This is a genomic window from Pseudomonas nitroreducens (assembly GCF_014204515.1).
Lineage (GTDB): Bacteria > Pseudomonadota > Gammaproteobacteria > Pseudomonadales > Pseudomonadaceae > Pseudomonas > Pseudomonas nitritireducens_A.
On sequence record NZ_JACHLI010000008.1, the window covers coordinates 1 to 23,747 of the forward strand.

Consider the following 23,747-nt stretch of genomic DNA (forward strand, 5'->3'; position numbering starts at 1 on the left):
TGGGCTCCTACTCGTGCTCGAACACTGCGGACCTGCAGCTTGCCTTGCGCCGCTCTCACCTCCGATCGTATCGGGAAAGGCAGACACAAGCGGACCTTGTCCGCGACATCCCCCGCCGCGAAGTCCACTGTTCGCCGGTATCCCCCGCCCATCTACAACAGCGCGCCATGGTCCTGATTGCGGACCTGGCCAGCGCCACGTCGTAAGCACGTCCCTCCCCACAAAACCCAAGCCGAAAAAAAGCCCCGCACGAGGCGGGGCTAGAGCATCAAAAGGTTTTCAGGGCGTTGAACGTCAGATCGCGCAGACGCCCTGCTGGTTGCTCTGCGCCAGGTCGAGCAGCTCGCGGTTGGCAACGGCGTACATGGCGTAGTCAGTGCTGGTGGAAGCGCGCAGGTCGGTGAGCATGGCGCGCCAGCGGGCGACCATCGGGGCGTGCTGTTCCAGCCACAGCGCCACACGCGCGTCGATCTCCGCCGGGCCGTCCTGCATCTGCAGTACGGAGACGGTGATCGCCCTCTGCTGCCAATCCAGATCGTCGCGGAAGGCTTCGCGGGCCAGCGCCTGCCAGTTGTTCTCCACCGGCAGGGAGCTGATCTGCTGCAGGTACCAGGTCAGTTCCAGCTCGCTGCCCAGGGCGAAGTAGGCGCGCGCCACGTCGGCCGGGTCCTGGCCGGTGACGTCCGCCGCTTCGACGATCGGCAGCAGGGTGTAGAGGTGACTGGTACCGGCGACCATACGCGCCAGCAGCTCCGGCACGCCGGCATCGACGTAGGCCTGATAGCGCGCCTGCCACAGCTCGCGGGTCGGGCCTTCGAGCAGTTCGTTGAGCTTCAGACCGAGGGCCGCGATACGCGGACCGAAGTGCGCGACGTCACGGGCGGCGTCCTGCTCGTTGCGACGGCTGCGCAGGAACCAGCGGGTCGCGCGGCGGCCCAGGCGCATCAGTTCGTCCATCAGGGTCAGCTGCACTTCCGCCGGCACCTGGTAGTCCAGCGCTTCGATCTGACGGAACCAGTGCGGCAGGTGGAAGACATCGCGCACGATCACGTAGGCACCCGCCACATTCGCCGGCGTCATGCCGGTGGATTCCTTCAGGCGCTGCACGAAGGTGATGCCCATGTGGTTGATCAGGTCGTTGGCGATCTGCGTGCTGACAATCTCGCGCTTCAGGCGGTGCCGGCGCATGGCCGGGGCGAAGGTTTCGACCAGGGTCTGCGGGAAGGCGGTCTCCATGTCGCGGGTCAGGTAGTCGTCGTCCGGGACCAGCGAGCCCAGCAGCTGTTCCTTCAGATCGATCTTGCTCCAGGAGATCAGCACGGAAAGCTCCGCGCGGGTCAGCCCCTGGCCGGCAGCGATACGCTCGGCCAGGCCCTCGTCGCTGGGCAGGAACTCCAGCGCGCGATCCAGCTTGCCGCGGCCTTCCAGGTCGCTCATCAGGCGCTTGTACTCGGCGATACGCTCGCGGGCGCGACGCTCGGCCAGGGACAGCGCCTGGGTCTGCTTGTAGTTGTTGCCCAGCACCAGGTCGGACACCTGGTCGGTCATTTCCGCGAGCAGCTTGTTGCGCTGCTTGCTGGTCATGTCGCCGGCGGTCACCACCTCGTTGAGCAGGATCTTGATGTTCACCTCGTGGTCGGAGCAGTCCACACCACCGGCGTTGTCGATGAAGTCGGTGTTGCAGGCGCCGCCGTTGAGGCCGAACTCGACCCGCGCCAGCTGAGTCATGCCCAGGTTGCCGCCCTCGCCCACCACTTTCACCCGCAGGTCGCGGCCGTCCACGCGCAGGCCGTCGTTGGCCTTGTCGCCGACGTCGGCATGGGTTTCCTTGCTCGACTTCACGTAGGTGCCGATACCGCCGTTCCACAGCAGGTCCACCGGCGCCTTGAGCAGCGCGTGGATCAGCTCGGTCGGGGTCAGGCGCTCGGCGTCGATGTCGAAGCGCGCGCGTACTTCCGGGGTCAGGGTGATGCTCTTCGCGCTGCGCAGGAAGATGCCGCCGCCGGCTGAGATCAGCGAGGCGTCGTAGTCGGCCCAGCTGGAGCGCGGCAGGTTGAACAGCCGCTGGCGCTCGGCGAAGCTCGCCGCCGGGTCCGGATTGGGGTCGAGGAAGATGTGCATATGGTTGAAGGCCGCGACCATCTGCAGCTTGTCCGACATCAGCAGGCCGTTGCCGAATACGTCGCCGGCCATGTCGCCGATGCCGATGACGGTGATGCTGTCCTGCTGCACGTTGATGCCGCGCTCACGGAAGTGGCGCTGCACCGAGACCCAGCCGCCACGGGCGGTGATCCCCATGCCCTTGTGGTCGTAGCCGGCGGAGCCGCCGGAGGCGAAGGCGTCGCCGAGCCAGAAGTTGTAGTCGGCGGAGAGCCCGTTGGCGATGTCGGAGAAGGTCGCGGTGCCCTTGTCCGCGGCCACCACCAGGTAGGGATCGTCGGCGTCGTGGCGGACCACGTTGGCCGGCGGTACGACCTGGCCTTCCTTGAGGTTGTCGGTGACGTCCAGCAGGCCGGAGATGAAGAGGCGGTAGCAGGCGATGGCCTCGGCCTGGATTTCATCGCGGCTGCCGCCGACCGGCAGGCGGCGCGGAATGAAGCCGCCCTTGGCGCCGGTCGGCACGATCACCGCATTCTTCACCTGCTGCGCCTTCACCAGGCCCAGCACTTCGGTGCGGTAGTCCTCTTCGCGATCCGACCAGCGCAGGCCGCCACGGGCCACGTCGCCGAAGCGCAGGTGCACGCCTTCCACCCGCGGGCAGTAGACGAAGATTTCGAACTTCGGCGTCGGCCGCGGAATTTCCGGGATGGCCTTGGGGTTGAACTTGAAGCTGAAGTAGCTCTTGTTCTGCCCGGCCGCGTCCGGCTGGTAGAAGTTGGTACGCAGGGTGGCCTTGATCAGGTCCAGATAGCGCCGCAGGATGCGGTCCTCGTTGAGCACCTGGACGTTGTCCAGCGCCGCGAGAATGGCCTGTTCGAGCTTCTGCTGCTTGTCTTCCAGGTCCTCGGCGGTGAGCTTGCGGGCCAGGTAGAAGCGCGTCTTGAACAGCCGCACCAGTTCGCGGGCGATGTCCACGTGGGCGTTCAGCGCGCTGGCGATGTAGCCCAGGTCGAAGCCCAGGCGGATCTGCTTGAGGTAGCGCGCGTAGGCGCGCAGCAGCGCCACGTCGCGCCACGGCAGACCGGCGGTCAGCACCAGGCGGTTGAAGGCGTCGTTCTCGGCATCGCCGTTGACGATGTGGACGAAGGCGTCCTGCAGGGTCTCGTTGAGCTCCTGGATGTTGACGTCCAGGCCCTCGGCGTAGGTGAAGGCGAAGTCGTGGATCCAGTATTCGCGGCCGTTGCTGTGGCGCAGGCGATAGGGGAACTCGCCGAGCACGCGCAGGCCGAGGTTCTCCAGGATCGGCAGGACATCCGACAGCGCCAGCGGCGTGTCGGCGTGGTAGAGCTTGCAGTGCAGCTGCTGCTCACCCTGGGCCAGCGGCTGGTAGAAGCTCATCACCAGCGGGCGGCTGTCGGAAAGGCTGGACAGGTGTTGCAGGTCGACCACCGCGAAATGCGCGGCGAAGCGCTCGCGGTAGCCGGCCGGGAAGCCTTTCGGGAAGTCTTCCAGCAGGGTGTTGCCCTGCCCTTCGCCGAAGTTCTCCAGCACCAGCGCGGCGTAGTCGTCCTGCCAGGAGCGGCAGGCCTGGATGGCTTCCTGCTCCAGCTGGGCGGTGTCGACGTCGATGCGGTTCTTCGGGTCGACGCGCAGGATGAACTGCACGCGGGCCAGGGTCGACTCGGAGAAGAAGGTCCAGAATTCGCAGTCGCTGGCCTTCAGGCGCTCCATCAGCACCTGCTGGATCTTCATCCGCGTTTCGGTGGAATAGATGTCGCGCGGCACGTAGGCCAGGCAGTAGGCGAAGCGGCCGTACGGGTCCTTGCGCAGGAACAGACGGATCTTGTTGCGTTCCTGGATCTGCACGATGGACATGGCGGTGTTGTACAGCTCGTCCACCGGGGTCTGGAACAGGTCGTCGCGCGGCAGCACTTCGAGGATCTGCGCCAGTTCCTTGCCCAGGTGCGCCTTGCTGTCGAAGCCGGAGTTCTTCAGCACGGCGGCGACCTTGCCGCGGATGAAGGGGATGTCGAACACGCTCTCGGCGTAGACCGCCGAGGTGTACAGGCCGAGGAAGCGGAACTCGCGGACCACCTTGCCCTTGGCGTCGATCTCGCGGATCGACACGTAGTCCGGGTAGGCCGGGCGGTGCACGCGGCTGGGCTGCGAGGCCTTGGCGAAGGACAGCAGCACCGGCTCGCGCAGGTAGGCGACGGCGTAGTCCTCGATGTGCAGGTCGTCCTTGTTCAGGCCGGCGCGCAGCAGCTTGGTCAGGCCGAGGAAGGCTTTCTCGTCGTACACCAGGTGGCCGCCATCGGCCTCCTCCTGCACGGTGAATTCTTCATAGCCAAGGAAGGTGAAGTTGTTGTCCAGCAGCCATTCGAGGAAGGCGCGCACCTCGGCGGTTTCTTCCGCACGGGCCTTGGCCTTGGATTTGCCCAGCCAGACCAGCAGTTCTTCGGCCTTGGTGCGCATCGCGGGGAAGTCGGCGACGGCCAGACGGACCTCGCCGAGCACGTCCAGCAGAGCTTTTTCCAGGGTGCGCAGTTCGGCGGCCTGGGAGACGCGGTCGATCTCCAGGTACATCAGCGATTCCTGATGCACGTCCTTGCCGGTGCTGTTCTTGGGCAGGATTTCCAGCAGTTCGCCCTTGGCGTTACGGCGCACGCTGAGCACGTTGGTCTGCAGGGTGTGGATGCTGTAGCCGCGGCGGTTCAGTTCCATGCGCACCGAGTCGACCAGGAACGGCTGGTCCGGGTGCAACACCTGCACGGCGGTGTGGGTGGACTGCCAGCCGTGTTTTTCGTAATCGGGGTTGTACACCGCCACTTCAGGCTGGGCGGGGTCGAAGCGTTCCAACAGGCGCCAGGAAGACAAGGTGCAGCCGACCAGGTCGGACAACCTGCGCTGGGTCAATTCGTCGAGGGAGATGAAGCCGAAGAACTGCTCGGCGAACAGGGCCACTTGTGGCAGGCCCTTGTCGTCGACGTGCTGCGCCAGGGCCGCTTTCAGTTGTTGCTGGAAGTCGGCTTTGCTGGCTGCGGTGAAGAACGCCATGTTGTTACTCCGCTGGACTCGTTTTGATGGATTGAGCGTAGAACGCATATCGTCTTGTGTCGGGCCACAGGTATAGCCGGGCAGTGTGACCCACGATTGACAGCCCCGACCGGGCGGTCACTCATCCCAGCGAGCTTATCGGGAGTCGACCGGCGCTGGCTTACGGGGCTGCGACATATTCGTTCAACGGCATGCAGGCGCGGCGCCTACGGGGAGACGACAGAAATCGTCGTACGATCGTTCCGCATCTGACTAAAGAAATGTCATAGCGCTATCATGGCAACCCCTCGCCTGGAACGGACGCCATGCAACGCCACCCGCCCCTGCACCGCCCGCTGCTGCGCCACCTGGACAACCTGCTGGTCACCCTGCTGGGCGTGGCGCTGCTGGTGCTGGCCTGGCTGTTCCTGGATGAGGCCGTGCGGCCGCTGCTGATCGGCGCGGTGCCGGTCTATCTGGGCGTCCTGCTGCCGCGCGTCGTCGGCCGGGGCGAGCGCCTGCGCCGTGTCGAAGCCGCACGGGAGCGCTCGGTGCGCGACTGGGGTTTCTGCAGCCGCGACCGCAACGGCCCGTGGATCAACTACATCGATTTCCCGCTGGTGCGCGAGGAGCCATTGTTCAACGGCCGCTTCTTCTATAGCGAGTGGCTGGTGGTGCACGACGGGCGCCTCATCATCAACCCCGGTCCGGCCAGCGTGGACCTCGCCGCCGGCACCGTCAGCTACGACTTCGGCTGCGCCCGCACCTACGCCTGGGACGGCTGCTCACCGAAAGTGCCGTTCTTCTGGGTCGCCACCCTCGGCACGCCGGACTGGTGGGAGCACCTGGAAAGTGTTCAATGCCTGCGCCACGGCCGGCAGAAGGAGCGCGTGATGTTCTGGCCGGTGGCGCACCACGCCAGCCTGGTGCACGACGCGCTGTACCAGTTCCTCAACGTGGCGCCGGTAACCAAGGCCGAGGCGGACGAGCTGTTCCACCGCATGTTGCTGGAAGCCGGCATGCCGCGCCTGCTGGCCTGGGTCTATCGCTTCGCGGTGGTCCATGGCGGCGCCCGCGACATGCGCCGGCAGCGCAACGGCAATACCGCCCTGCGCTGCCTGACCGCGCTGCCGGGTACCGCGACGCCTCAGGAACCACTAGCGCTGCACAAGGCTCGCAGCGCGGCGCTGCAAGAGTGACGGCCGATGCAGTAAAGTAGGCGGCCCGACAGCCCCACCCTTTCGTCCAGGAAATCCACGCGATGGAACATCGTGAGTCGCTCCTTGCACTGCGCCAGTATCTCTCCAGCCAGATCCTCGGCCAGGAAAAGCTCATCGAGCGGCTGCTCATCGCCCTGATCGCCGACGGCCACCTGCTGGTGGAAGGCGCACCGGGCCTGGCCAAGACCAAGGCGATCAAGGACCTGGCCGAAGGCCTGGAGGCCGAGTTCCACCGCATCCAGTTCACCCCCGACCTGCTCCCGGCCGACATCACCGGCACCGAGATCTATCGCCCGGAAAACGGCAGCTTCGTGTTCCAGCAGGGGCCGATCTTCCACCACCTGGTGCTGGCCGACGAAATCAACCGCGCGCCGGCCAAGGTGCAGTCCGCGCTGCTCGAAGCCATGGCCGAGCGCCAGGTCAGTGTCGGCCGCAGCACCTACGACCTGCCGCCGCTGTTCCTGGTGATGGCGACGCAGAACCCCATCGAGCAGGAAGGCACCTACCCGCTGCCCGAGGCCCAGCTCGACCGCTTCCTGATGCACGTGAAGATTGGCTACCCGGAAGCCTCCGTGGAGCGCCGCATCCTCCAGCAGGCCCGCGGTGAAGCGCTGCACGGCGAGACCAAGCCCGAACGCCGGGTCACCCAGGAAGCCATCTTCGCCGCCCGCCAGGAAATCCTCGGCCTGTACATGGCCGACGCCGTGGAGGAATACCTGGTGCAGCTGATCATGGCCACGCGCACCCCGGCCAAGTACGACGCCGAACTGGCCGAGTGGCTGTCCTATGGCGCCAGCCCGCGCGGTTCCATCGCCCTGGACCGCTGTGCACGCGCCCATGCCTGGCTGGCCGGGCGCGACTTCGTCAGCCCCGAGGACATCCAGGCGATGCTCTTCGACGTGCTGCGCCACCGCCTGATCCTCACCTTCGAGGCGGAAGCCGCCGGGATCGACCAGGACCGCGTGGTCCAGCGCATCCTCGACGTGGTCGCCGTCGCCTGACATGCACAGTGTCCTGGCGCCCGGCGTGGCGGTCTCCCTCGGCGAGCTGATCGAGATCCGTCACCGCCTGAACGAAGTCCAGCTGTTCTCCACGCCGTCGCGGCGCAGCCCGCTGATCGGCCTGCACCACTCGCGCCTGCGCGGCCGCGGCGTGGACTTCGACCAGGTGCGCGTGTACCAGGCCGGCGACGACGTGCGCACCATCGACTGGCGCGTCACCGCGCGCACCCAGGAGCCGCACACCAAGATGTTCCATGAGGAGCGCGAACGCCCGGTGTTCGTCCTCGTCGAGCAGAGCTCGCGGCTGTTCTTCGGCTCCGGGCTGTGCTTCAAATCCGTGCTGGCCGCCCGTGCCGCCGCCTTCGTCGGCTGGGCCGCGCTGGCGCACAACGATCGCATCGGCGGCCTGGTGTTCACCGACAGCGAGTGCCACGAGATCAAGCCGCGGCGCAGCAAGCAGAGCCTGCTGCAGCTGTTCAACCTGATCGTGCGCGCCAACCACGCACTGCTCGCCGGCTCCAACCTTGGCCTGAGCGGCGACGGTTTCGGCATGGCCCTGCGCCGCGCTCGCGAGGTGCTGAGACCGGGCAGCCTGATCATGGTGATGTGCGACGAGCGCGCCCTGGGCGAGGTGGCCGAACAGCAGTTGTCGCTGCTGGCAAGGCACACCGACCTGGTGCTGCTGCCGGTGTCCGACCCGCTCGACCACGCCCTGCCCGCCGCCGGCCTGCTGCGCTTCGCCGAAGGCCAGGCACAGCTGGAGCTGGACACCCACATCGACGAGCAGCGCCTGGCCTACCGCGCCCTAGGCGAGGCCCGCCGCGAACGCTGGCAGCGTCTGGCCATGCGCCTGGGCGTGCCACTGTTGCCGCTGACCACCCAGGAAGAGCTGGTGGAGCAACTGCGCAACCTGCTGGAACAGCACCAGCCGGGATATGCCAAATGAATCCGCTGGACCAGCTGGAACCGCTGATCGAGCCCGCCGCCGTGGCCTGGTGGCCGCCAGCGCCGGGCTGGTGGCTGCTCGCCGCGCTGCTGCCGGTGCTGTTCTGGGCGCTGTGGCGCCAGCGCCGACGCTGGCTGCCCCGGCGCAAGGCCAAGGTCGTCGCCGAGGCGCCGCTGGACCCGCTGCGCGAAGCCGCGCTGGAAGAACTCAAGCGCCTGCCGCGTCCCTACGACCGCGCCCCTGCCGGCCCCTGGCTGCAGGCGCTCAATGGCCTGCTCAAGCGCCTGTCCCGCGCGCGTTGGCCGGATAGCCACAGCCATACCCTGAGCGGTCGCGCCTGGCTGGCCTTCCTCGACACCCGCTGCCCGGCCGCCGGCCTGACCCGCTGGATGATCCTGGTGGAAGGTGGCTACCGCGCCGAGTGCAAGCTGGACGACAAGGCCATCGATGGCCTCGCCGCCGCCGTGGAAACCTGGGTGCGCAAGCATGTTTGAGCTCGCCTGGCCCTGGATCTTCCTGCTCGCCCCGCTGCCCTGGGTGATGCGTTTCATCCTGCCGCCGGCCGACAACGGCGAGGCGGCGCTCAAGGTCAGCTTCCTCAAGGAACTCGAAGGCCTCGCCGGCCGCCGCGCCCGCGCGCGCCTGCCGGCCTGGCGCCAGCAGGCGCCCTTTGCCCTGCTCTGGCTCTGCCTGCTGCTGGCCGCCGCGCGCCCGCAGTGGGTCGGCGAGCCGCTGCCGATCCCCGCCACCGGCCGCGACCTGCTGCTGGCCGTGGATGTCTCCGGCTCAATGGATTACACCGACATGACCTGGGACGGCGCCGAGATCAGCCGCCTGCACCTGGTGCAGAAGCTGTTCGGCGACTTCATCGAGGGCCGCCGCGGCGATCGCGTCGGGCTGATCCTGTTCGGCACCCGCGCCTACCTGCAGGCGCCGCTGACCTTCGACCGCCACACCGTGCGCGTCTGGCTCGACGAAGCGCTGATCGGCATCGCCGGCAAGGACACCGCCCTGGGCGACGCCATGGGCCTGGCAGTCAAGCGCCTGCGCCAGCGCCCGGCGCAGAGCCGCGTGCTGGTGCTGATCACCGACGGCGCCAACACCGCTGGCGAGATTTCCCCGCAGACCGCCGCGCGGCTGGCCGCAGAAGAACACGTCAAGGTCTACACCATCGGCATCGGCGCCGATCCCAAGCAGGGCGGCGTGGTCGGCCTGTTCGGCCTCAACCCGGGCCTGGACCTGGATGAACCGGCGCTCAAGGCCATCGCCGAGGCCACTGGCGGCGAGTACTTCCGCGCGCGCAACGGCGAAGAACTGCAGCGCATCTCCGAGAGCCTCGACCAGCTGGAGCCGGTGGAGCAGAAGCCGACCCAGGCGCGCCCGGCGATCGCCCTGTACCGCTGGCCGCTGCTGCTGGCACTGCTGATCAGCGCGGCGCTGGTGGTGGCCACCCTGTGGCCGCCGGAAGAATGGCGCTGGCCGGCGCGGATGACACGCCTGCAGAAGGAGCGTCGGCCATGACCGGCATCTGGCCGCACGTGCTGCACCCGCTGTGGCTGGTCCTGCTGCTGCCGCTGGGCTGGCTGCTGTGGAAGCTCTGGCACCGCGAACGCCGCGCCGGCCGCTGGCAACTGCTGTTGCCGCCGGCCTTCCATCCCTGGCTGCTGGCCGGCGGTGGCGGCCGCCACGAGCGCCGCCCGTGGATCTTCCTCGGCGTCGCCTGGCTGCTGGCCGTACTCGCCCTGCTCGGCCCCAGCTGGCAACAGGTGGAACAGCCGACCATGGAACGCAGCGACCCGCTGGTGGTGGTGCTGGAACTCACCCCGGCGATGCTCGCCACCGACCTCAAGCCCACGCGCCTGGAACAGGCCCGGCGCAAGTTGCTCGACCTGCTGCAGGCCCGCAGCGACGCGCAGACCGCCATCGTCGTCTACGCCGGCAGCGCCCACACGCTGGTGCCGCTGTCCAACGACCTGGGCACCGCGCGCAACCTGATCGACGCCCTCAAGCCGTCGATCATGCCCGAGCCCGGCCAGCGCGCCGACCTCGCGGTGGCCCAGGCGCGCCGCCTGCTGGACAGCGGCGCCGAGGGCAATGGCCGGATCCTGCTGATCACCAGCGCCCTGGACGCCCGTGAACGCCAGGGCATCCGCCAGGCGCTCAAGGGCAAGGGCAAGGACCTGCTGCTGCTCGCCGTCGGCACCCCCGGCGGCGCACCGATCGCCCAGGAGGACGGCACCTTCCTCAAGGACGACCAGGGCAACATCCTGGTGCCACGCCTGGACGAGAATTCGCTACGCGCCTTCGCCACCGACCTGGATGGGCGCTTCCAGCGCCTGCGCGCCAACGGCAGCGACCTGCGCAACCTCGGCCTGCTGGACAGCACCCAGGGCCTGCAGGTGAGTGAGGAAGACGCCCTGCTGCGCCTGCAGCGCTGGGCCGACCAGGGCTACTGGCTCCTGCTGCCGCTGCTCCTGCTCGCCGCCTGCGCCGGCCGCCGTGGCTGGCTGTTCAGCCTGCCCTTGCTGCTGCCGCTGCTGTGGGCGCCGCCGCAGGACGCCAACGCCTTCGAGCTGGGGGACCTCTGGCTGCGTCCCGACCAGCAAGGCCAGCGCCTGCTGGATGCCGGCCACCCTGCGGAGGCCGCGGAGCGCTTCGCCGACTTCCGCTGGAAGGGCCTGGCACTGTATCGCGCCGGCGATTACGTCGACGCCGCCCAGGCCTTTGCCCAGGGCGACGAAGCCGCCGACCACTACAACCGCGGCAACGCCCTGGCCCGGCAGAACGAACTGGAAGCCGCCATCGACGCCTACGACCAGGCCCTGGAGCGCAACCCCGAACTGGAGGCCGCGCGGCGCAACAAGACGCTGCTCGAAGACCTGCTGCGCCAGCGCAAGGACAACCCGGGCGCGGACAGCCAGGCGCAGCCGCCCCAGGAAAGCCACGACTCCGCACAGAGCAGCGACCCGCAGGCCGCCAAGCCGCAGGATCAGCAGCACGACGAAGAACACTCCGCCGAACGCGACTCGCAACCGGCGCCGGCGGCGAAGAATCCCTCCCAGGAGGCCGACCGGCCGTCCGCCAGCCATCCGGGCGGCCCGCCGGCCGAGCGCGACGCCGGGCAGGAAGAGGAAACCAACCCGGAGGACGCCGGTCCACTGGGTGACGAGCGCCGTCAGGCCCTGGAACAGTGGCTGCGGCAGATTCCCGACGATCCGTCCGAACTGTTGCGCCGCAAGTTCTGGTACCAGCAACAGCAGCAGCGCCAGGAACCCAATCCATGAGAAGGCTGATCTGCCTGACCCTGCTCTGCCTCGCCGCCTTCCGCGCCGAAGCCAGCTTCACCGCCAGCGTCGACCGCGCGCGCCTGACCCAGGGCGAAAGCGTCGAACTGACGCTGGAGTCCGACGACCCGACGCTGTTCGGCAAGCCTGACCTTAAACCGCTGGACGAGCACTTCGTGGTGCTCGGCACGCGCCAGGTCAACCGCCTGACCACCCTCAACGGCAAGTCCCAGGCCACCACCCGCTGGATCATCACCCTGCAGCCGCGCGACGAAGGCCAGGTAGAGATTCCGCCGATCCACCTGGGTGGCAACGCCAGCGAGCCGATCAGCCTGGAGGTGCTCAAGGCAGAGGAAAGTACCGACGCGCAGAAGCTCGCCCCGGTGTTCATCGACGCCAGCGTCGACCGCGAGGAAACCTGGGTGCAGTCCCAGGTGATCCTCACCCTGCGCATCAACCACTCGGTTTCGCTGTACGACGACAGCAGCCTTTCGCCGCTGCAGATGGCCGACGCCCGCGTCGAGCAACTGGGCGAACCGCGCACCTACGAGAAGGACATCAACGGCGTACGCCACGGTGTGATCGAGGTGCGCTACGCGATCTTCCCGCAGAAGAGCGGCACCCTGGAAATCCCCGGCCAGACCTTCAACGCCACCCAGGTGGCCCAGCGCCGCAGCGACGACTACAACCCCTTCGGCCCGCAACCGGGCAAGCAGGTACGGGTGGTCTCGCCGAGCATTCCGCTGCAGGTCGACCCGAAGCCCGCCGATTACCCCAAGGAGGCGCCCTGGCTGCCGGCCAGCGCGCTGAGCCTGAGCGAGACCTGGAGCCCGCAGCCGGAACAGGCCAAGGCCGGCGAAGCGCTGACGCGCAACATCATGCTGCGCGTGGAGGGCCTGTCCAGCGCCCAGCTGCCGCCTTTGCCGATCAGCCTGCCCGAGGGCCTGCGCCATTATCCGGACCAGCCGCAGCTGGCCAACGAAAGCGGCGACCAGGGCCTGATCGGCAGCCGCGAGGAGCGCGAGGCGCTGATCGCCGACAAGGCCGGGCAACTCGACCTGCCGCCGGTGGAAATCGTCTGGTGGAACACCCGCACCAGCCGCGTCGAACGCACCAGCCTGCCGGCGCGCACCCTGCAGGTAGCGGCCAATCCGCAGCTCGACGAGCACACGGATACCCCTCCTGCTCCGACGCAAAGCGCTTCGATCGACAGCACCCTGCTCTGGCCCTGGCAGTTGGCCTGCGCGCTGCTCAGCCTGACCACCCTGCTCGGCTTCGGCCTGTGGTGGCGCGCCCGCAGCCAACCGGCGGTCATCCGCGTGGCCCAGGCCGGGCCGAGCACTCGCACGCTGCTCGACGAGCTGCGTCGCGCCTGCCAGGCCAACGACTCCCACGCCACCCGCCAGGCGCTGGACGCCTGGGCGCGCCAGCAGCCGGAAACCCTGGCCGACATGGCGGCGCGCTTCGTGCCGCTGTCCGATGCGCTGGATGGCCTCAACGGCGCGCTGTACAGCGACAGCGAAGGCGGCCGCAACTGGCAGGGCGAGGATCTCTGGCGCGCCATCCGCACGCTCCCCGGAGCCGACCCGGACGCGCCGCCGGCAGCGGAAGCCAGCAGCCTGCCGCCGCTCTATCCACGCTGACAGCTATGCTGGAGCCATCCCCGCCAGAGGTGCCTCCATGCGTCGTCACCGGCTGATTCCGGCGCTGCTCGCCAGCCTGTTGCTTGCCCCCCTGCTGCACACCGCCCCGGTAGCAGCCGCCGATATCCTGCCGCCCACACAACCGTTGCAGGGGCCGGGCGGCTCGCACTACGCCCACGCCGACGTTCACCAGTGGCATTTCGATGTCGAGGGCGACGAATACTGGGTGTTCACCCCGGAGCGCCCCGTTCCGGCCAGCGCCCCGCTGATCGTCTTCACCCACGGCTGGAGCGTGATGCAGCCGGACCTGTATCGCGCCTGGATCGAACATATCGTGCGGCGCGGCGCGATCCTCATCTACCCGCGCTACCAGGCGACGCTGAAGACCCCGGCCGCGGAGTTCCTGCCCAACGCCGCCGACTCGGTGCGTCGCGCCATCGCCGACCTGCAGGCCGGCAAGCTGGGGGTAAAACCGCAGCTGGAGCACGTGGCCTATGTCGGTCACTCCGCCGGCGGCCTGATCGCCAGCGGGCTGGCCGCCTCCTGGCAACGCCTGGGCATCCCGCAACCGCGCGCGCTGATGGCGGTGGAGCCAGGCAAGAGCAGCGGCCCGCGCTGGCGCCAGGTGCCGCTGGAGCCGTTGTCGAACATCCCCGCCGGCACCCTGCTGCTGGCGGTCTGCGGCGACGAGGACGAACGCGTGGCCTGCGACGACGCCCGGCGCATCTACAGCGAAAGCACCCAGGTGGTCCCGCGCGACAAGGACCTGCTCCTGCTGCGCAGCGACCGCCACGGCAGCCCACCGCTACTGGCCAACCACGCCGCGCCCACCGCCCCGCGCTTCGACCCGCGCTATCCACCCAGCGATTCCACCAACTGGCTGCTCAACCGCGTGCAGGAACGGGTAAAGCAACGACTCAAGCAGGGCCAACCCTCGGCGCACAACGCCCTGGCCACCGATGCCATGGACTGGTACGGACCGTGGAAGCTGTTCGATGCGCTGTGCGACGCCGCCTTCTACGGCCAGGACCGCGACTACGCCCTGGGCGGCGGCCCGGCGCAGCTGTCCATGGGACGCTGGAGCGATGGCACGCCGGTGAAGGCTATCCAGCGGTTGTCCCCATCCCGTCCCTGATGGTTCGCGGAAGGACTGGGCGTCCCCCTCGGTCCTACGAAAAGCCACTGTTCCGGCTCTGGCTCTCAAAGACTTCCAGAGAAATGTCCGCACGCTCCGGAGTGCCCCTTTCAGGAGGCCGAAGGTGATCGGAGTTCCAGGGGCCGAGCGACATGGATCTCGCGAGAGCGTTGTCGGGCCAGGGATGGCCCGTCAACGCGGGCCCCTGGAACTCCGAGGAACCGAGGGTACTTTTCGCGAAGCGAAAAGCCGGATGGCAGGGGCGAGACCTTTGCCTACTTTGGGTGGGGCGGCCATCCGTCGTTTGCCAAAGTAGGTCGCCCGAGGGGGCGAAACACGGACTCCGCGCGCACGCCAAAGCGACGCAGAAATACCGAACGCCAAGCAAGAGCATCGCGGAGAAGCTCCGCTCCTACGTGAAATTCTGCGCGGGGACAGCCCTCTTCCCCGCCCTGGCTGCGCGCCCCGCTCCAAAGGGAGAGGGGAAATCCAAAGCACGAACGATCAGAAAAAGACTGTTGCTCCTACGGGGCCAGCACGGATCAGCCCCGAGCCCCAACGGAATCAGCTGCCACTGCTCTCCATCACCGCCCCCTTGAACACATCATCCAGCGGCACCTGGTACCCGATGGCCAGCCGGTTGGTCTCATTGGCCATCGCCACCACCGCCATCAACTCGCCAAGCATGGCGTCGTCCATGCCAGCCTTGCGCGCCGCCGCACCGTGGGAACCGATGCAGTAATTGCAGTTGTTGGTGACACTGACGGCGACGTAGATCAGCTCCTTCACCAGCGGGTCCAGCTGCCCCGGCCCCATGACTTGCTTGAGGCTTTCCCAGGTGCGCTGGAGGGTCTGCGGATGGTTGGCCAGGGCCTTCCAGAAGTTGTTCACCCAGTCGATCCTGCGGGTCGCCATGATGTCGTCATAGACGGCACGGACTTCGGGGCTGGCGTCGGCGTATTCGATGAGCTGGAAAGACATGGCAACTCCTGACGAAAAGGAATAAGAAAAGCAGAATTCAGAATTGGATGAGCGGTCGAGCGATGGAGAAAGATAAGGCGCTTTCTCCCATCCCCGTCAAGGAATCAGACCCATGCACCGCCTTCCCGCCCTGCTCTTCGCCACCGCCCTGTTGCCTGTCGCCGCCCAGGCCGCCCAACCCGGCCTGTGGGACACCTACGCCAGTCTCAAGCAGCACGACTGGGTCGACCTGACCCACTCGTTCGACAGCAATACACCGCACTGGAAAGGCTTCGAGCCCATGGGCCGCAAGACGCTCTATACCGTGGACAAGGACGGCTTCCAGGTGGAGCTGTACAGCCATGTCGGCCAGTGGGGGACCCACGTCGACCCGCCGGTGCACTTCCACAAAGGCTTGCGCAGCGTCGACCAGCTGGAGGTGAAGGAACAGTTCCTGCCGCTGGTGGTGTTCGACATCCATGAGCAGGTGGCGAAGAACCCCGACTACGTGCTGACTCTGGCCGACGTGAAGGCCTGGGAGGCCAGGCACGGCGCAGTGCCGGAGGGCTCCTTCGCGGCGCTGCGCACAGACTGGTCCCAGCGCTGGCCGGACCAGGCGAAGATGCAGAACCAGGATGCCAAGGGCGTGGCGCACTATCCGGGCTGGAGCAAGGAGGCGCTGGTGTACCTCTACGAGACGCGCAAGATCACGGCCTCCGGCCACGAGACCACCGACACCGATCCAGGCATCGCCACCAGCAAGGACGACTACTCGCTGGAGTCGTACATCCTGGGTACCAATCATTATCAGATCGAGCTGCTCGCCAACCTCGACAAGGTGCCTGAGGCCGGCGCGCTGGCGGTGGTGAGCTTCCCGAAGATCGCCCAGGGCACGGGCTTCCCGGCGCGGGTATTTGCGATCCTGCCGTGACCGGCCCGGACGCCGGGATGAAGTGAAGCCGATCGCGGACGGAGTCCGCTCCTACGCGCCATGACACGCCGTAGGAGCGGACTGCGTCCGCGATGGATTTCCGGCGGCTCGGAACCCGATCCGCAAGCCATAAAAAAACGCGGCCCGAGGGCCGCGTTTTGCATTGCTTGAGCGTCGATCAGTGAACCAGTATCGAAGCCTTCTTCTGCCGCACCTTCTCCGGGTTGATCAGGAAGCGTGCCAGCGCCGGCAGCAGCCAGAGGGCGCCGAACATGTTCCAGAGGAGCATGAAGGTCAGCATCAGGCCCATGTCGGCCTGGAACTTGATCGCCGAGAAGATCCAGGTGGCGACGCCGATGGCCAGGCACAGGCCGGTGAACAGCACCGCTTTGCCGGTGGACTTCAGGGTCTCGTAGTAGGCCTCCTGCAGGGACAGGCCCTGGCGCAAGAAGGACTCCAGGCGGGTATAGATGTAGATGCCGTAGTCCACGCCGATACCCACGCCCAGCGCGATCACCGGCAGGGTCGCCACTTTCACGCCGATGCCCAGGGTCGCCATCAGCGCGTTGCCCAGCACGGAGGTGAGGATCAGCGGCAGCACGATGCACAGGGTCGCGGCGAAGGAACGGAAGGTGATCAGGCACATCAGCGCGACGCAGATGTACACCAGGATCAGGATGGTCAGTTCCGAGTGCTTGATCACGTCGTTGGTGGCGGCTTCGATACCGGCGTTACCGGCGGCGAGCTTGAACTTCAGGTCGTCCTTCTCGTTGGCCTTGGCGAAGTCCTGCACGACGGCCACGGCGCGGTCGAGGGTCTCGGCCTTGTGGTCGTTGAGGAACACCAGCAGGGGCGCCAGCGAGCAGTTGCTGTTGAACAGGCCTTCGGCGCGGCTGATGGAGTTGTTCAGCACGTCCTGGTTGCGCGACAGCGACTCCCACTTCAGGTTGCCTTCGTTCATGCCCTTGATCATCTGCTTGGAGACGGTGACCAGGGAGATGGCCGACTGCACGCCCTGGGTGTTCTCCAGGCGCCAGGCCAGCTCGTCGATGGCGGACAGGGTCTTGTGGGTGGAGCAGCCTTCGGCCTCGGACGCCACCATCACCACCAGCACGTCGGAGCTGGTCGAGTAGTTGCGGATGATGAAGTCGTTGTCCAGGTTGTAGCGCGAGTCCGGACGCAGCTCCGGCGCACCCTGGTCGAGGTCGCCGATCTTCAGGTGATGGCCCTGCCACATGCCGCCGGCGAACATCGCCAGGGCGATGACCACGGAGATCGGCGCCACCGACGGGCTGGCGAAGTTGGACAGCGCACGCCAGAAGGGATGGTCGCGCACGGCGTCTTCCTTGCTGCGCTGCACCGCCTTCTTGCTGATGCCGATGTAGGAGATGGCGACCGGCAGCAGGATCAGGTTGGTGAACACGATCACCGCCACGCCGATGGACGCGCCGATGGCCAGTTCGCGGATCACGCCGATGTCGATCACCAGCAGGGTGATGAAGCCCACGGCGTCAGCCAGGATCGCGATCATGCCCGGCAGGAACAGCTGGCGGAAGGTACGGCGGGCGGCCAGCAGCGGGGTTTCCGCGTCACTGGACTGCAGGGCGATACCGTTGATCTTCTGCACCCCGTGGGAAATGCCGATGGCGAAGATCAGGAACGGCACCAGCATCGAGTACGGGTCCAGCCCGAAGCCGATCAGGTGCAGGATGCCCAGCTGCCAGATCACCGCCACCAGGGTGGTGGACAGCACGGCGATGGTCGAGCGCACGCACTTGGTGAACCACAGCAGCAGCACCAGGGTGATGACGAAGCAGATGCCGAAGAAGCCGACCACCATCAGCAGGCCGTCGATCAGGTCACCGACCTTCTTGGCGAAGCCGGTGATGTGGATCTTCACGTTGGGGTTCTGCAGCTGGTACTTGTCGCGGATCTTCTCTTCCAGCTCATGGGAGAACTGGCGGTAGTCCAGCTTCATCAGCTTGCCCTGGTCCTTCGGGTCCGGGTAGACCTCCAGCAGCGGCACGTCGACGATGCTCGACTTGAAGTTGTTGGCCACCAGGCGGCCGATCTGGCCGGACTTGAGCACGTTGTTGCGCAGCAGGTCCAGGGCCTTGGCGGAACCGTCGTAGGTCTGCGGGATCACCTCGCCACCGGCGAAGCCTTCCTCGGTCACCTCGGTCCAGCGCACGCTCGGGCTCCACAGCGACTTCATGCCGGAGCGGTCGACGCCGGGGATGTAGAACACTTCGTCATGGATCTGCCGCAGCGTCTCCATGTATTCCTTGGTGAAGATGTCGCCGTTCACCGCTTCCACCGAGATACGCACGGTGTTGCCGAGGTTGGCCAGGTCGTTGCGGTGCTCCAGCATGTTCTGGATGAACGGGTGCTGCAGCGGAATCATCTTCTCGAAGCTGGTGGACGGACGCACCTGCGTGGCCGACCAGGCGAGGAAGAGGGTCACCAGCAGACACGTGATGATCACGAAGGGCCGGTGGGTGAAGATGATGCGTTCCAGGAAAGTCGCCTTGTCCTGTTGATGCTTGTTCAGAGCGTTCATTGCGGCTCCCCGGCTTATTGTTGTTCTGTCAGCTCGGCGCCGGTCGCCGTAGCCAGGTGGATACCGCCCTGGCCGACGAGGACCAGGTTGCCATTGCCGGCCGCGCTGACGCCCGCGAGGGACAGGCGATCCGGACGGTTGACGACGCTGAAGCTGACGCCGTCGTCCTTGCTCTCCAGCACGCTGCCGCCGTGGCCGACGACGACGATGGTGCCGTCATCCAGCAGGCTGCCTTCGGAAAGGCCGAACTCCAGCTCGCCGCCATTGGCGGTGGGCAGGCTGACCTGCTGCCAGGTGTCGCCGAAATCGGTGGAGCGGAACAGGTGGCCGCGCAGGCCATAGGCCAGGACGGTGCCGGCCTGGCGGGTGCCGGTGGCGCCGAACAGCGAGCCTTCGTAGGGGCCCTGGAGTTTTTCCCAGGTCTGGCCCCAGTCCTTGGAGCGGAACATGCTGCCCGCCTCGCCGACCACGAACAGGCCGGAATCCTTCACCGCGGTGATGGCGTTGAGGTGGTACTGGTCTTCGTTGTCCAGGCGGTCGCTGGCGTCTTCCCAGCTCTTGCCGCCGTCGGTGGTTTCCAGCAGCGCGCCGTAGGCGCCCACAGCCACGCCGTGGTTCTCGTCCTGGAACCAGATGTCCAGCAGCGGCGCTTCGCGCTTGAGGTCCTCGAACTGGCGCACCCAGGTGGTGCCGCCGTCAGTGGTGGCCAGGACCTGGGCGTCATGGCCGACGGCCCAGCCCTTCTTGTCGTTGACGAAGAATACCGAGGTCAGCAGCTGGCGGGTCGGCACGCTGGCCTGGGTCCAGCTCTTGCCTGCGTCGTCGGAATAGAGGATGTGCCCGTGATCACCCACCGCGACCAGGCGCTTGCCGGCATGAGCAACGCTCAGCAGCAGGCTGCTGGAGGCCTTGGCCGAGACGATCGAGTTGGAGTCGCTGGCGGCGTCCGTTGCGGCTACGGCATGCAGCGGAGCCAGGGACATCATCAGGAAGGAAAACGCGCCGAGCAGGGAAACCGACTTGCGCGACATCGGGAAGGAGCTTCGCACTCCCGATACGGGCTGCTCGCTCGAAGTGCGCCACAGGGGCTCACGCATATGCCTTTACCTCTTTTTCTTATGCAGGCGGTATGTAGTTTGGAGCTATATAGCCAGCCTTTTCCGGGGCTGACAATTAACGGCACGTTATCTTTTGTTAAGCCCCGAGCGCCTCACTCGAAAGGATGAGTGCATTTTGCCATCTCGCCTGAAAGGCGCGTCACTGGTGGCCTGCAACGGGTGAAGCGGTAACACTTTCAGCGCTTCGGAACTTTCCTCGGACAAGAAAAAGCCCCGCCGAGGCGAGCTCCTTCTTTTCGTAGGACCGAGGGGGACGCCCAGTCCTTGCTCGCGAACCCGCCCGGCTCCGGCACTGTCGGCTGAATCGTTCGCGAGCAAGCTCGCTCCTACAACTGCTGACAACTTTTCTGCCGCCCATGAAAAAGCCCCGCCGAGGCGGGGCTTTTTCATTCATGCAATCAACTCAGCGAGTGCCGCGGCGACGCAGGGCGGACGGGCTGAAGTAGGAGTCGTCCGGTACGGCCTGGCCGAAGTCGATGGTGGTCGGTTCTTCGTTGTCCAGGTTCTGGACGTGGTAGCGACGGGCCTGCAGATCGTGGAAGGTATCCAGAGCGGTCCAGGTGGTGGGCAGCTCATAGTAGTTCTTCAGGTAGGCCAGCGACACACGCCACAGCTCGCCGCGACCGTCGTACTGGTCGACTTCGGCGGCGCCCCAGCTGTCCTCGTCGAGGAACAGTACGCGCTTGGAATAGATGTGGCGTGCACCCGGCTTCAGGGTGCCTTCGACGACCCACACGCGGTGCAGTTCGTAGCGGGTGTATTTCGGGTTCAGGTGGCTGGGGGTCAGCAGATCCTTGTACTTCACCTCAGGGCTGGAGACCTTGTAGTTGTTGTACGGGATGTACATTTCCTTCTTGCCGATCAGCTTCCAGTCGTAGCGGTCCGGCGAGCCGTTGAACATGTCGGTGTCATCGGCGGTGCGCAGGCCGTCGGCGGCGGCGATCGGGGTGTCGTAGGCCAGGTTCGGCGCACGGCGCACGCGACGCTGGCCGGCGTTGTAGCCCCAGGCCTGACGCGGTTCCTTCACCTGATCCAGGGTCTCGTGCACCAGTGCCGCACCACCGGCCAGGCGTGCCGGGCTCTTGGTGAAGGACAGGTAGTAGAACAGCAGGTTGTTCAGGTTGGAGAAGCTGTTGCCCTGGATGTAGTACTTGAACAGGGCTTCCTGCTGCGAGGTCACCAGCGAGTAGTCGCCATTGCGCTGTACGGCTACTTCGGAAGCGCGGCGCACGATGTAGGTGCCGCGATAGCGGGCAATGTGGTTCCACACCGCTTCCACACCGCTCTGCGGGATCGGGAACGGCACGCCGCCGATAGCGTCGACGAAGCCGTTGCCGCCCTCGGCCAGCTTGGCAGTGGTGGCGTTCTTCAGGGTGTTGTCGTACACCCACTGCGGCGCCGAACCACTGCGGCGGCTCGGGTACACCGGCATCTGGAAGGTGTCCGGGTAGGTGGCGAACAGCGCCAGGGTGCCCGGAGTCAGGTTGGCCTTGTACTGGTCAAGGTTGGCCTTGGTGATGGTGTACAGCGGCTTGTCGGCAGCGAACGGGTCGATGTGGTGCTGGCCCGGCTTGTAGCCGGCCGGTGCCTGGGTGATGCCACCGGTCCAGGCGGGGATGGTGCCGGCGGCGTTGCCGGCCTTTTCCGCGCCCATCGGGGTCAGGGTCGACTGCAGCTTGGCCGCGTCCTGCGGGGAAACCGCCGCCAGGGCACTGCCGGCGGACAGGGCCAGGGCCACGGCGGCGCCGACCAGGGTACGCATGTTGCGCATGTTGCTTCTCCGTGAGGTGCGTGCGGCGGGTACTTCGTGATCCCGCCGCACGGCTTTCGTTAGATCTATGGACTTAGAACGAGTACTTGACGCTGATGCCGACGTTGTCGCGGTCGCGGCCGGCGTTGTTCTGCCCGGCGCCATAGAACTCGGTGTATTGCATCTCGGCTTCCAGGGCGTTCAGGTAGGTGGCCTTGACGCCCAGGGTGTAGGCCTTGCGGCCTTCGATGAAGTTGCCGGTCTGGTAGGAGTTGCCTTCGAAGTCGTCCTTGTAGACGGCGTAGGGCGAGATGTTCACGCCGGCGAAGACGTCGTTCCAGGTACCCGAGAGCAGCAGGGTGTAGCCGTAGGCGTTCTTGTTCACCTGGTCGTCGCGGTCGTAGCCGGAGATGTAGGCGCCGTTGCTGCGGCCGGAGTAGTAGCGAGTGCTGCCGTCATAGGCGGTGTACTGCAGGCTGCTGCCGCGCAGGTGCTCGGAGGCCAGTTCCGCCACGCCCATCAGCGAGTCGAAGGACAGCGACGGGCCGAAGTTGTAGATGGTGCCCAGCGAGGTGTTGAAGGCTTCGACGCGCTCGTAGTTGTGGATCTGGTCGCGAATCGAGACGTCGCCGCCGCCGATGTTCACGGTCTTGCCGCTGGCCAGCGCCGGTGCCTGGACCAGCAGGTCGCCGAGCAGGTCGTTGGTGGTGGCGATGCCGATCGGCAGGTTCGGGCGGTAGGCCAGCTCACCGAACACCGAGGCATCGCCCACGGTGGTGTTGAAGCTGAAGCCGTACATGCGGATGTTCTCGACGTACTCGCGGCGGGCGTTGACCTGGTTGGCCACGTCCACCGAAGTGGCGCCGTTGACCAGGCTCAGCACCTGGCCGGCCATGGAGTTGCCGCTGCCGGCGGCGCTCACCAGCTGGTCGTAGGAGGAGAAGCCACCGACGCCGGCCAGTTGGTCGAGGTTGACGCCGGCATAGTCGCTGTTCAGGTCAGCGTAGATGGTCGGCTCTTTGGCGTGGTAGTTGACGAAGTAGAACCCGAACTCGGTGGAGTTCAGCTCTTCCGCCACGTAGTGGAAGGCCACGCCGAACTGACCGTCGTTCTTGGCGTTGATGTCCTTGCCGACGTGGGCCACCTTGAACACGCCGTTGGAGTCCAGGTACTCCGAACCCTGCAGGCCGCCGACATGAGCGGCGGAAAGCTGCGGGTAGAGGCTCTGGAACAGCGGGTTGGAGAGCGCACCCACGGTGGTGTAGGCGGTGTTGCCGCCATCGGCGAACAGGTCGGTCTCGGAGAAGAAGGTGCCCACCGGGTCGATACGGGTTTCCTTCCAGTTCCACTGGTAGAAGGCGTCCATCGACAGGTTGTCGGTCAGGCCGATGTTGAAGCTCGCGGCTTCCACCGGCATCAGCACTTCCTTCAGCTCGGAGCCCGGCAGGCGGAACTTGGCGGCATCCACCGGGTTGGTGGTGTTGACGCCACCACGGTAGAAGATGCCCTCGCCCCAGTTGAACACCTGGCGACCCAGGCGTGCGGTCAGCGGGTGGTCGGCCACGTCCCAGTTGCCGTAGACGTAGGCATCGAGGATCTCCGCGCGGTTGCCGGCGGCGTCGCGGGTCTCGTCGGTGAAGCGGTTGCTGTTGGGGTAGGTCTGGCTCGGTTGCGGCGGCTGGTTGTGATCGTAGTAGTCGTTGCGCTTGTCCATGATCTGGGTGTCATAGAAAGCCGAGCCGCGCACGAACAGCCCGTAGTTCTTGTAGGTCGCTTCCAGGTCGGAAGTGATCTTGTACACCTCGGAAACCAGGCCGGTGCTGAAGTTGCGGTTGCCGTCGTTGCCGTTGATGTCGTTGTTGGTCTTGTCCTGGCCCTGCACACGCCACAGGGCGCCGTAGGAAATGGTGCTGTCCAGCGAGCCGGAGACTTCGTTGTCGAGGAAGCTGAACTCGACGGCGGTCGCCGGGGCGGACATCAGCAGCGGCAGGATGCCTGCCAGGGCGAAGCCCGCACGGGCAGGCGCATAACGCAAGACGGGCTTGCGAACTGGGATTTCCATT

Annotated in this window: 16 protein-coding genes; 10 read left to right on the top strand and 6 right to left on the bottom strand. The window is 66.5% G+C overall.

Translation table 11 applies throughout. The features are described from left to right. Positions 1-206: hypothetical protein (locus HNP46_RS35675; protein WP_221454943.1), on the top strand; the 206-nt coding region annotated here is incomplete at its 5' end. Between the two features lie 88 nt (positions 207-294). Here the strand turns inward: HNP46_RS35675 and HNP46_RS12135 are convergent. After that, positions 295-5,157, bottom strand: a complete 4,863-nt coding sequence (locus tag HNP46_RS12135; protein WP_184589179.1) for an NAD-glutamate dehydrogenase — start codon at positions 5,155-5,157, stop codon at positions 295-297. Between the two features lie 305 nt (positions 5,158-5,462). Between HNP46_RS12135 and HNP46_RS12140 the strand changes: the two genes are divergently transcribed. From HNP46_RS12140 to HNP46_RS12175, 8 genes are all read left to right on the top strand, one after another. Next, on the top strand, positions 5,463-6,335 hold the full coding sequence (locus HNP46_RS12140; protein WP_184589181.1) for a DUF1353 domain-containing protein: 873 nt from the start codon (positions 5,463-5,465) through the stop codon (positions 6,333-6,335). 62 nt (positions 6,336-6,397) lie between these two features. Continuing rightward, positions 6,398-7,357: an AAA family ATPase gene (locus HNP46_RS12145; RefSeq protein WP_184589183.1), complete on the top strand. Its 960-nt coding sequence runs from the start codon at positions 6,398-6,400 to the stop codon at positions 7,355-7,357. A gap of 1 nt (position 7,358) precedes the next feature. Next, complete coding sequence (locus HNP46_RS12150) at positions 7,359-8,303, top strand: DUF58 domain-containing protein (protein ID WP_184589185.1); 945 nt, start codon at positions 7,359-7,361, stop codon at positions 8,301-8,303. Continuing rightward, positions 8,300-8,797, top strand: a complete 498-nt coding sequence (locus tag HNP46_RS12155) for a DUF4381 domain-containing protein (RefSeq protein WP_184589187.1) — start codon at positions 8,300-8,302, stop codon at positions 8,795-8,797. Before HNP46_RS12150 ends, HNP46_RS12155 begins: the two co-directional genes overlap by 4 nt. Further along, positions 8,790-9,824 carry a vWA domain-containing protein gene (locus tag HNP46_RS12160; protein ID WP_184589189.1) on the top strand — a complete coding sequence of 345 codons (1,035 nt, stop codon included), beginning with the start codon at positions 8,790-8,792 and terminating at the stop codon, positions 9,822-9,824. Before HNP46_RS12155 ends, HNP46_RS12160 begins: the two co-directional genes overlap by 8 nt. Next, positions 9,821-11,587 carry a VWA domain-containing protein gene (locus HNP46_RS12165; protein ID WP_184589191.1) on the top strand — a complete coding sequence of 589 codons (1,767 nt, stop codon included), beginning with the start codon at positions 9,821-9,823 and terminating at the stop codon, positions 11,585-11,587. Before HNP46_RS12160 ends, HNP46_RS12165 begins: the two co-directional genes overlap by 4 nt. Continuing rightward, positions 11,584-13,230, top strand: a complete 1,647-nt coding sequence (locus HNP46_RS12170; RefSeq protein ID WP_184589193.1) for a BatD family protein — start codon at positions 11,584-11,586, stop codon at positions 13,228-13,230. The genes HNP46_RS12165 and HNP46_RS12170 overlap by 4 nt, the downstream gene beginning before the upstream one ends. Before the next feature lie 37 nt (positions 13,231-13,267). Further along, positions 13,268-14,365: a chlorophyllase/cutinase-like alpha/beta fold protein gene (locus tag HNP46_RS12175; RefSeq protein ID WP_184589195.1), complete on the top strand. Its 1,098-nt coding sequence runs from the start codon at positions 13,268-13,270 to the stop codon at positions 14,363-14,365. A 564-nt stretch (positions 14,366-14,929) separates the two neighbouring features. On the opposite strand, the gene HNP46_RS12180 is transcribed toward HNP46_RS12175, so the two are convergent. After that, entirely contained in the window at positions 14,930-15,346 is a 417-nt protein-coding gene (locus HNP46_RS12180; protein WP_184589197.1) for a carboxymuconolactone decarboxylase family protein, read from the bottom strand. Positions 15,347-15,458: 112 nt separating this feature from the next. Here HNP46_RS12180 and HNP46_RS12185 point away from each other — a divergent pair, with 112 nt between their 5' ends. Further along, positions 15,459-16,256, top strand: coding sequence for a cyclase family protein (locus tag HNP46_RS12185; RefSeq protein WP_184589199.1), 798 nt, complete (start codon positions 15,459-15,461; stop codon positions 16,254-16,256). A gap of 178 nt (positions 16,257-16,434) precedes the next feature. Here HNP46_RS12185 and HNP46_RS12190 read toward each other — a convergent pair whose 3' ends face one another. The 4 genes from HNP46_RS12190 to HNP46_RS12205 form a co-directional block, all read right to left on the bottom strand. Continuing rightward, positions 16,435-18,816 (bottom strand): efflux RND transporter permease subunit, encoded by a 2,382-nt coding sequence (locus HNP46_RS12190; protein ID WP_184589201.1) that lies wholly within the window; start codon positions 18,814-18,816, stop codon positions 16,435-16,437. A gap of 14 nt (positions 18,817-18,830) precedes the next feature. Further along, positions 18,831-19,913, bottom strand: a complete 1,083-nt coding sequence (locus HNP46_RS12195; RefSeq protein WP_184589203.1) for a WD40/YVTN/BNR-like repeat-containing protein — start codon at positions 19,911-19,913, stop codon at positions 18,831-18,833. 424 nt (positions 19,914-20,337) lie between these two features. After that, positions 20,338-21,705: a DUF1329 domain-containing protein gene (locus tag HNP46_RS12200; RefSeq protein WP_184589205.1), complete on the bottom strand. Its 1,368-nt coding sequence runs from the start codon at positions 21,703-21,705 to the stop codon at positions 20,338-20,340. A 73-nt stretch (positions 21,706-21,778) separates the two neighbouring features. Then, positions 21,779-23,746 (bottom strand): DUF1302 domain-containing protein, encoded by a 1,968-nt coding sequence (locus HNP46_RS12205; protein WP_184589207.1) that lies wholly within the window; start codon positions 23,744-23,746, stop codon positions 21,779-21,781. Between the last annotated feature and the right edge of the window lies 1 nt (position 23,747).

Bases quoted from the DNA above. Each gene is read 5' to 3' on its own strand.
- HNP46_RS12150 (WP_184589185.1), top strand. From the start codon at position 7,359: ATGCACAGTGTCCTGGCGCCCGGCGTGGCGGTCTCCCTCGGCGAGCTG.
- HNP46_RS12195 (WP_184589203.1), bottom strand. From the start codon at position 19,913: ATGCGTGAGCCCCTGTGGCGCACTTCGAGCGAGCAGCCCGTATCGGGA.
- HNP46_RS12170 (WP_184589193.1), top strand. From the start codon at position 11,584: ATGAGAAGGCTGATCTGCCTGACCCTGCTCTGCCTCGCCGCCTTCCGC.
- HNP46_RS12190 (WP_184589201.1), bottom strand. From the start codon at position 18,816: ATGAACGCTCTGAACAAGCATCAACAGGACAAGGCGACTTTCCTGGAA.
- HNP46_RS12140 (WP_184589181.1), top strand. From the start codon at position 5,463: ATGCAACGCCACCCGCCCCTGCACCGCCCGCTGCTGCGCCACCTGGAC.
- HNP46_RS12145 (WP_184589183.1), top strand. From the start codon at position 6,398: ATGGAACATCGTGAGTCGCTCCTTGCACTGCGCCAGTATCTCTCCAGC.
- HNP46_RS12200 (WP_184589205.1), bottom strand. From the start codon at position 21,705: ATGCGCAACATGCGTACCCTGGTCGGCGCCGCCGTGGCCCTGGCCCTG.
- HNP46_RS12175 (WP_184589195.1), top strand. From the start codon at position 13,268: ATGCGTCGTCACCGGCTGATTCCGGCGCTGCTCGCCAGCCTGTTGCTT.
- HNP46_RS12155 (WP_184589187.1), top strand. From the start codon at position 8,300: ATGAATCCGCTGGACCAGCTGGAACCGCTGATCGAGCCCGCCGCCGTG.
- HNP46_RS12135 (WP_184589179.1), bottom strand. From the start codon at position 5,157: ATGGCGTTCTTCACCGCAGCCAGCAAAGCCGACTTCCAGCAACAACTG.
- HNP46_RS12165 (WP_184589191.1), top strand. From the start codon at position 9,821: ATGACCGGCATCTGGCCGCACGTGCTGCACCCGCTGTGGCTGGTCCTG.
- HNP46_RS12185 (WP_184589199.1), top strand. From the start codon at position 15,459: ATGCACCGCCTTCCCGCCCTGCTCTTCGCCACCGCCCTGTTGCCTGTC.
- HNP46_RS12160 (WP_184589189.1), top strand. From the start codon at position 8,790: ATGTTTGAGCTCGCCTGGCCCTGGATCTTCCTGCTCGCCCCGCTGCCC.
- HNP46_RS12180 (WP_184589197.1), bottom strand. From the start codon at position 15,346: ATGTCTTTCCAGCTCATCGAATACGCCGACGCCAGCCCCGAAGTCCGT.
- HNP46_RS12205 (WP_184589207.1), bottom strand. From the start codon at position 23,746: ATGGAAATCCCAGTTCGCAAGCCCGTCTTGCGTTATGCGCCTGCCCGT.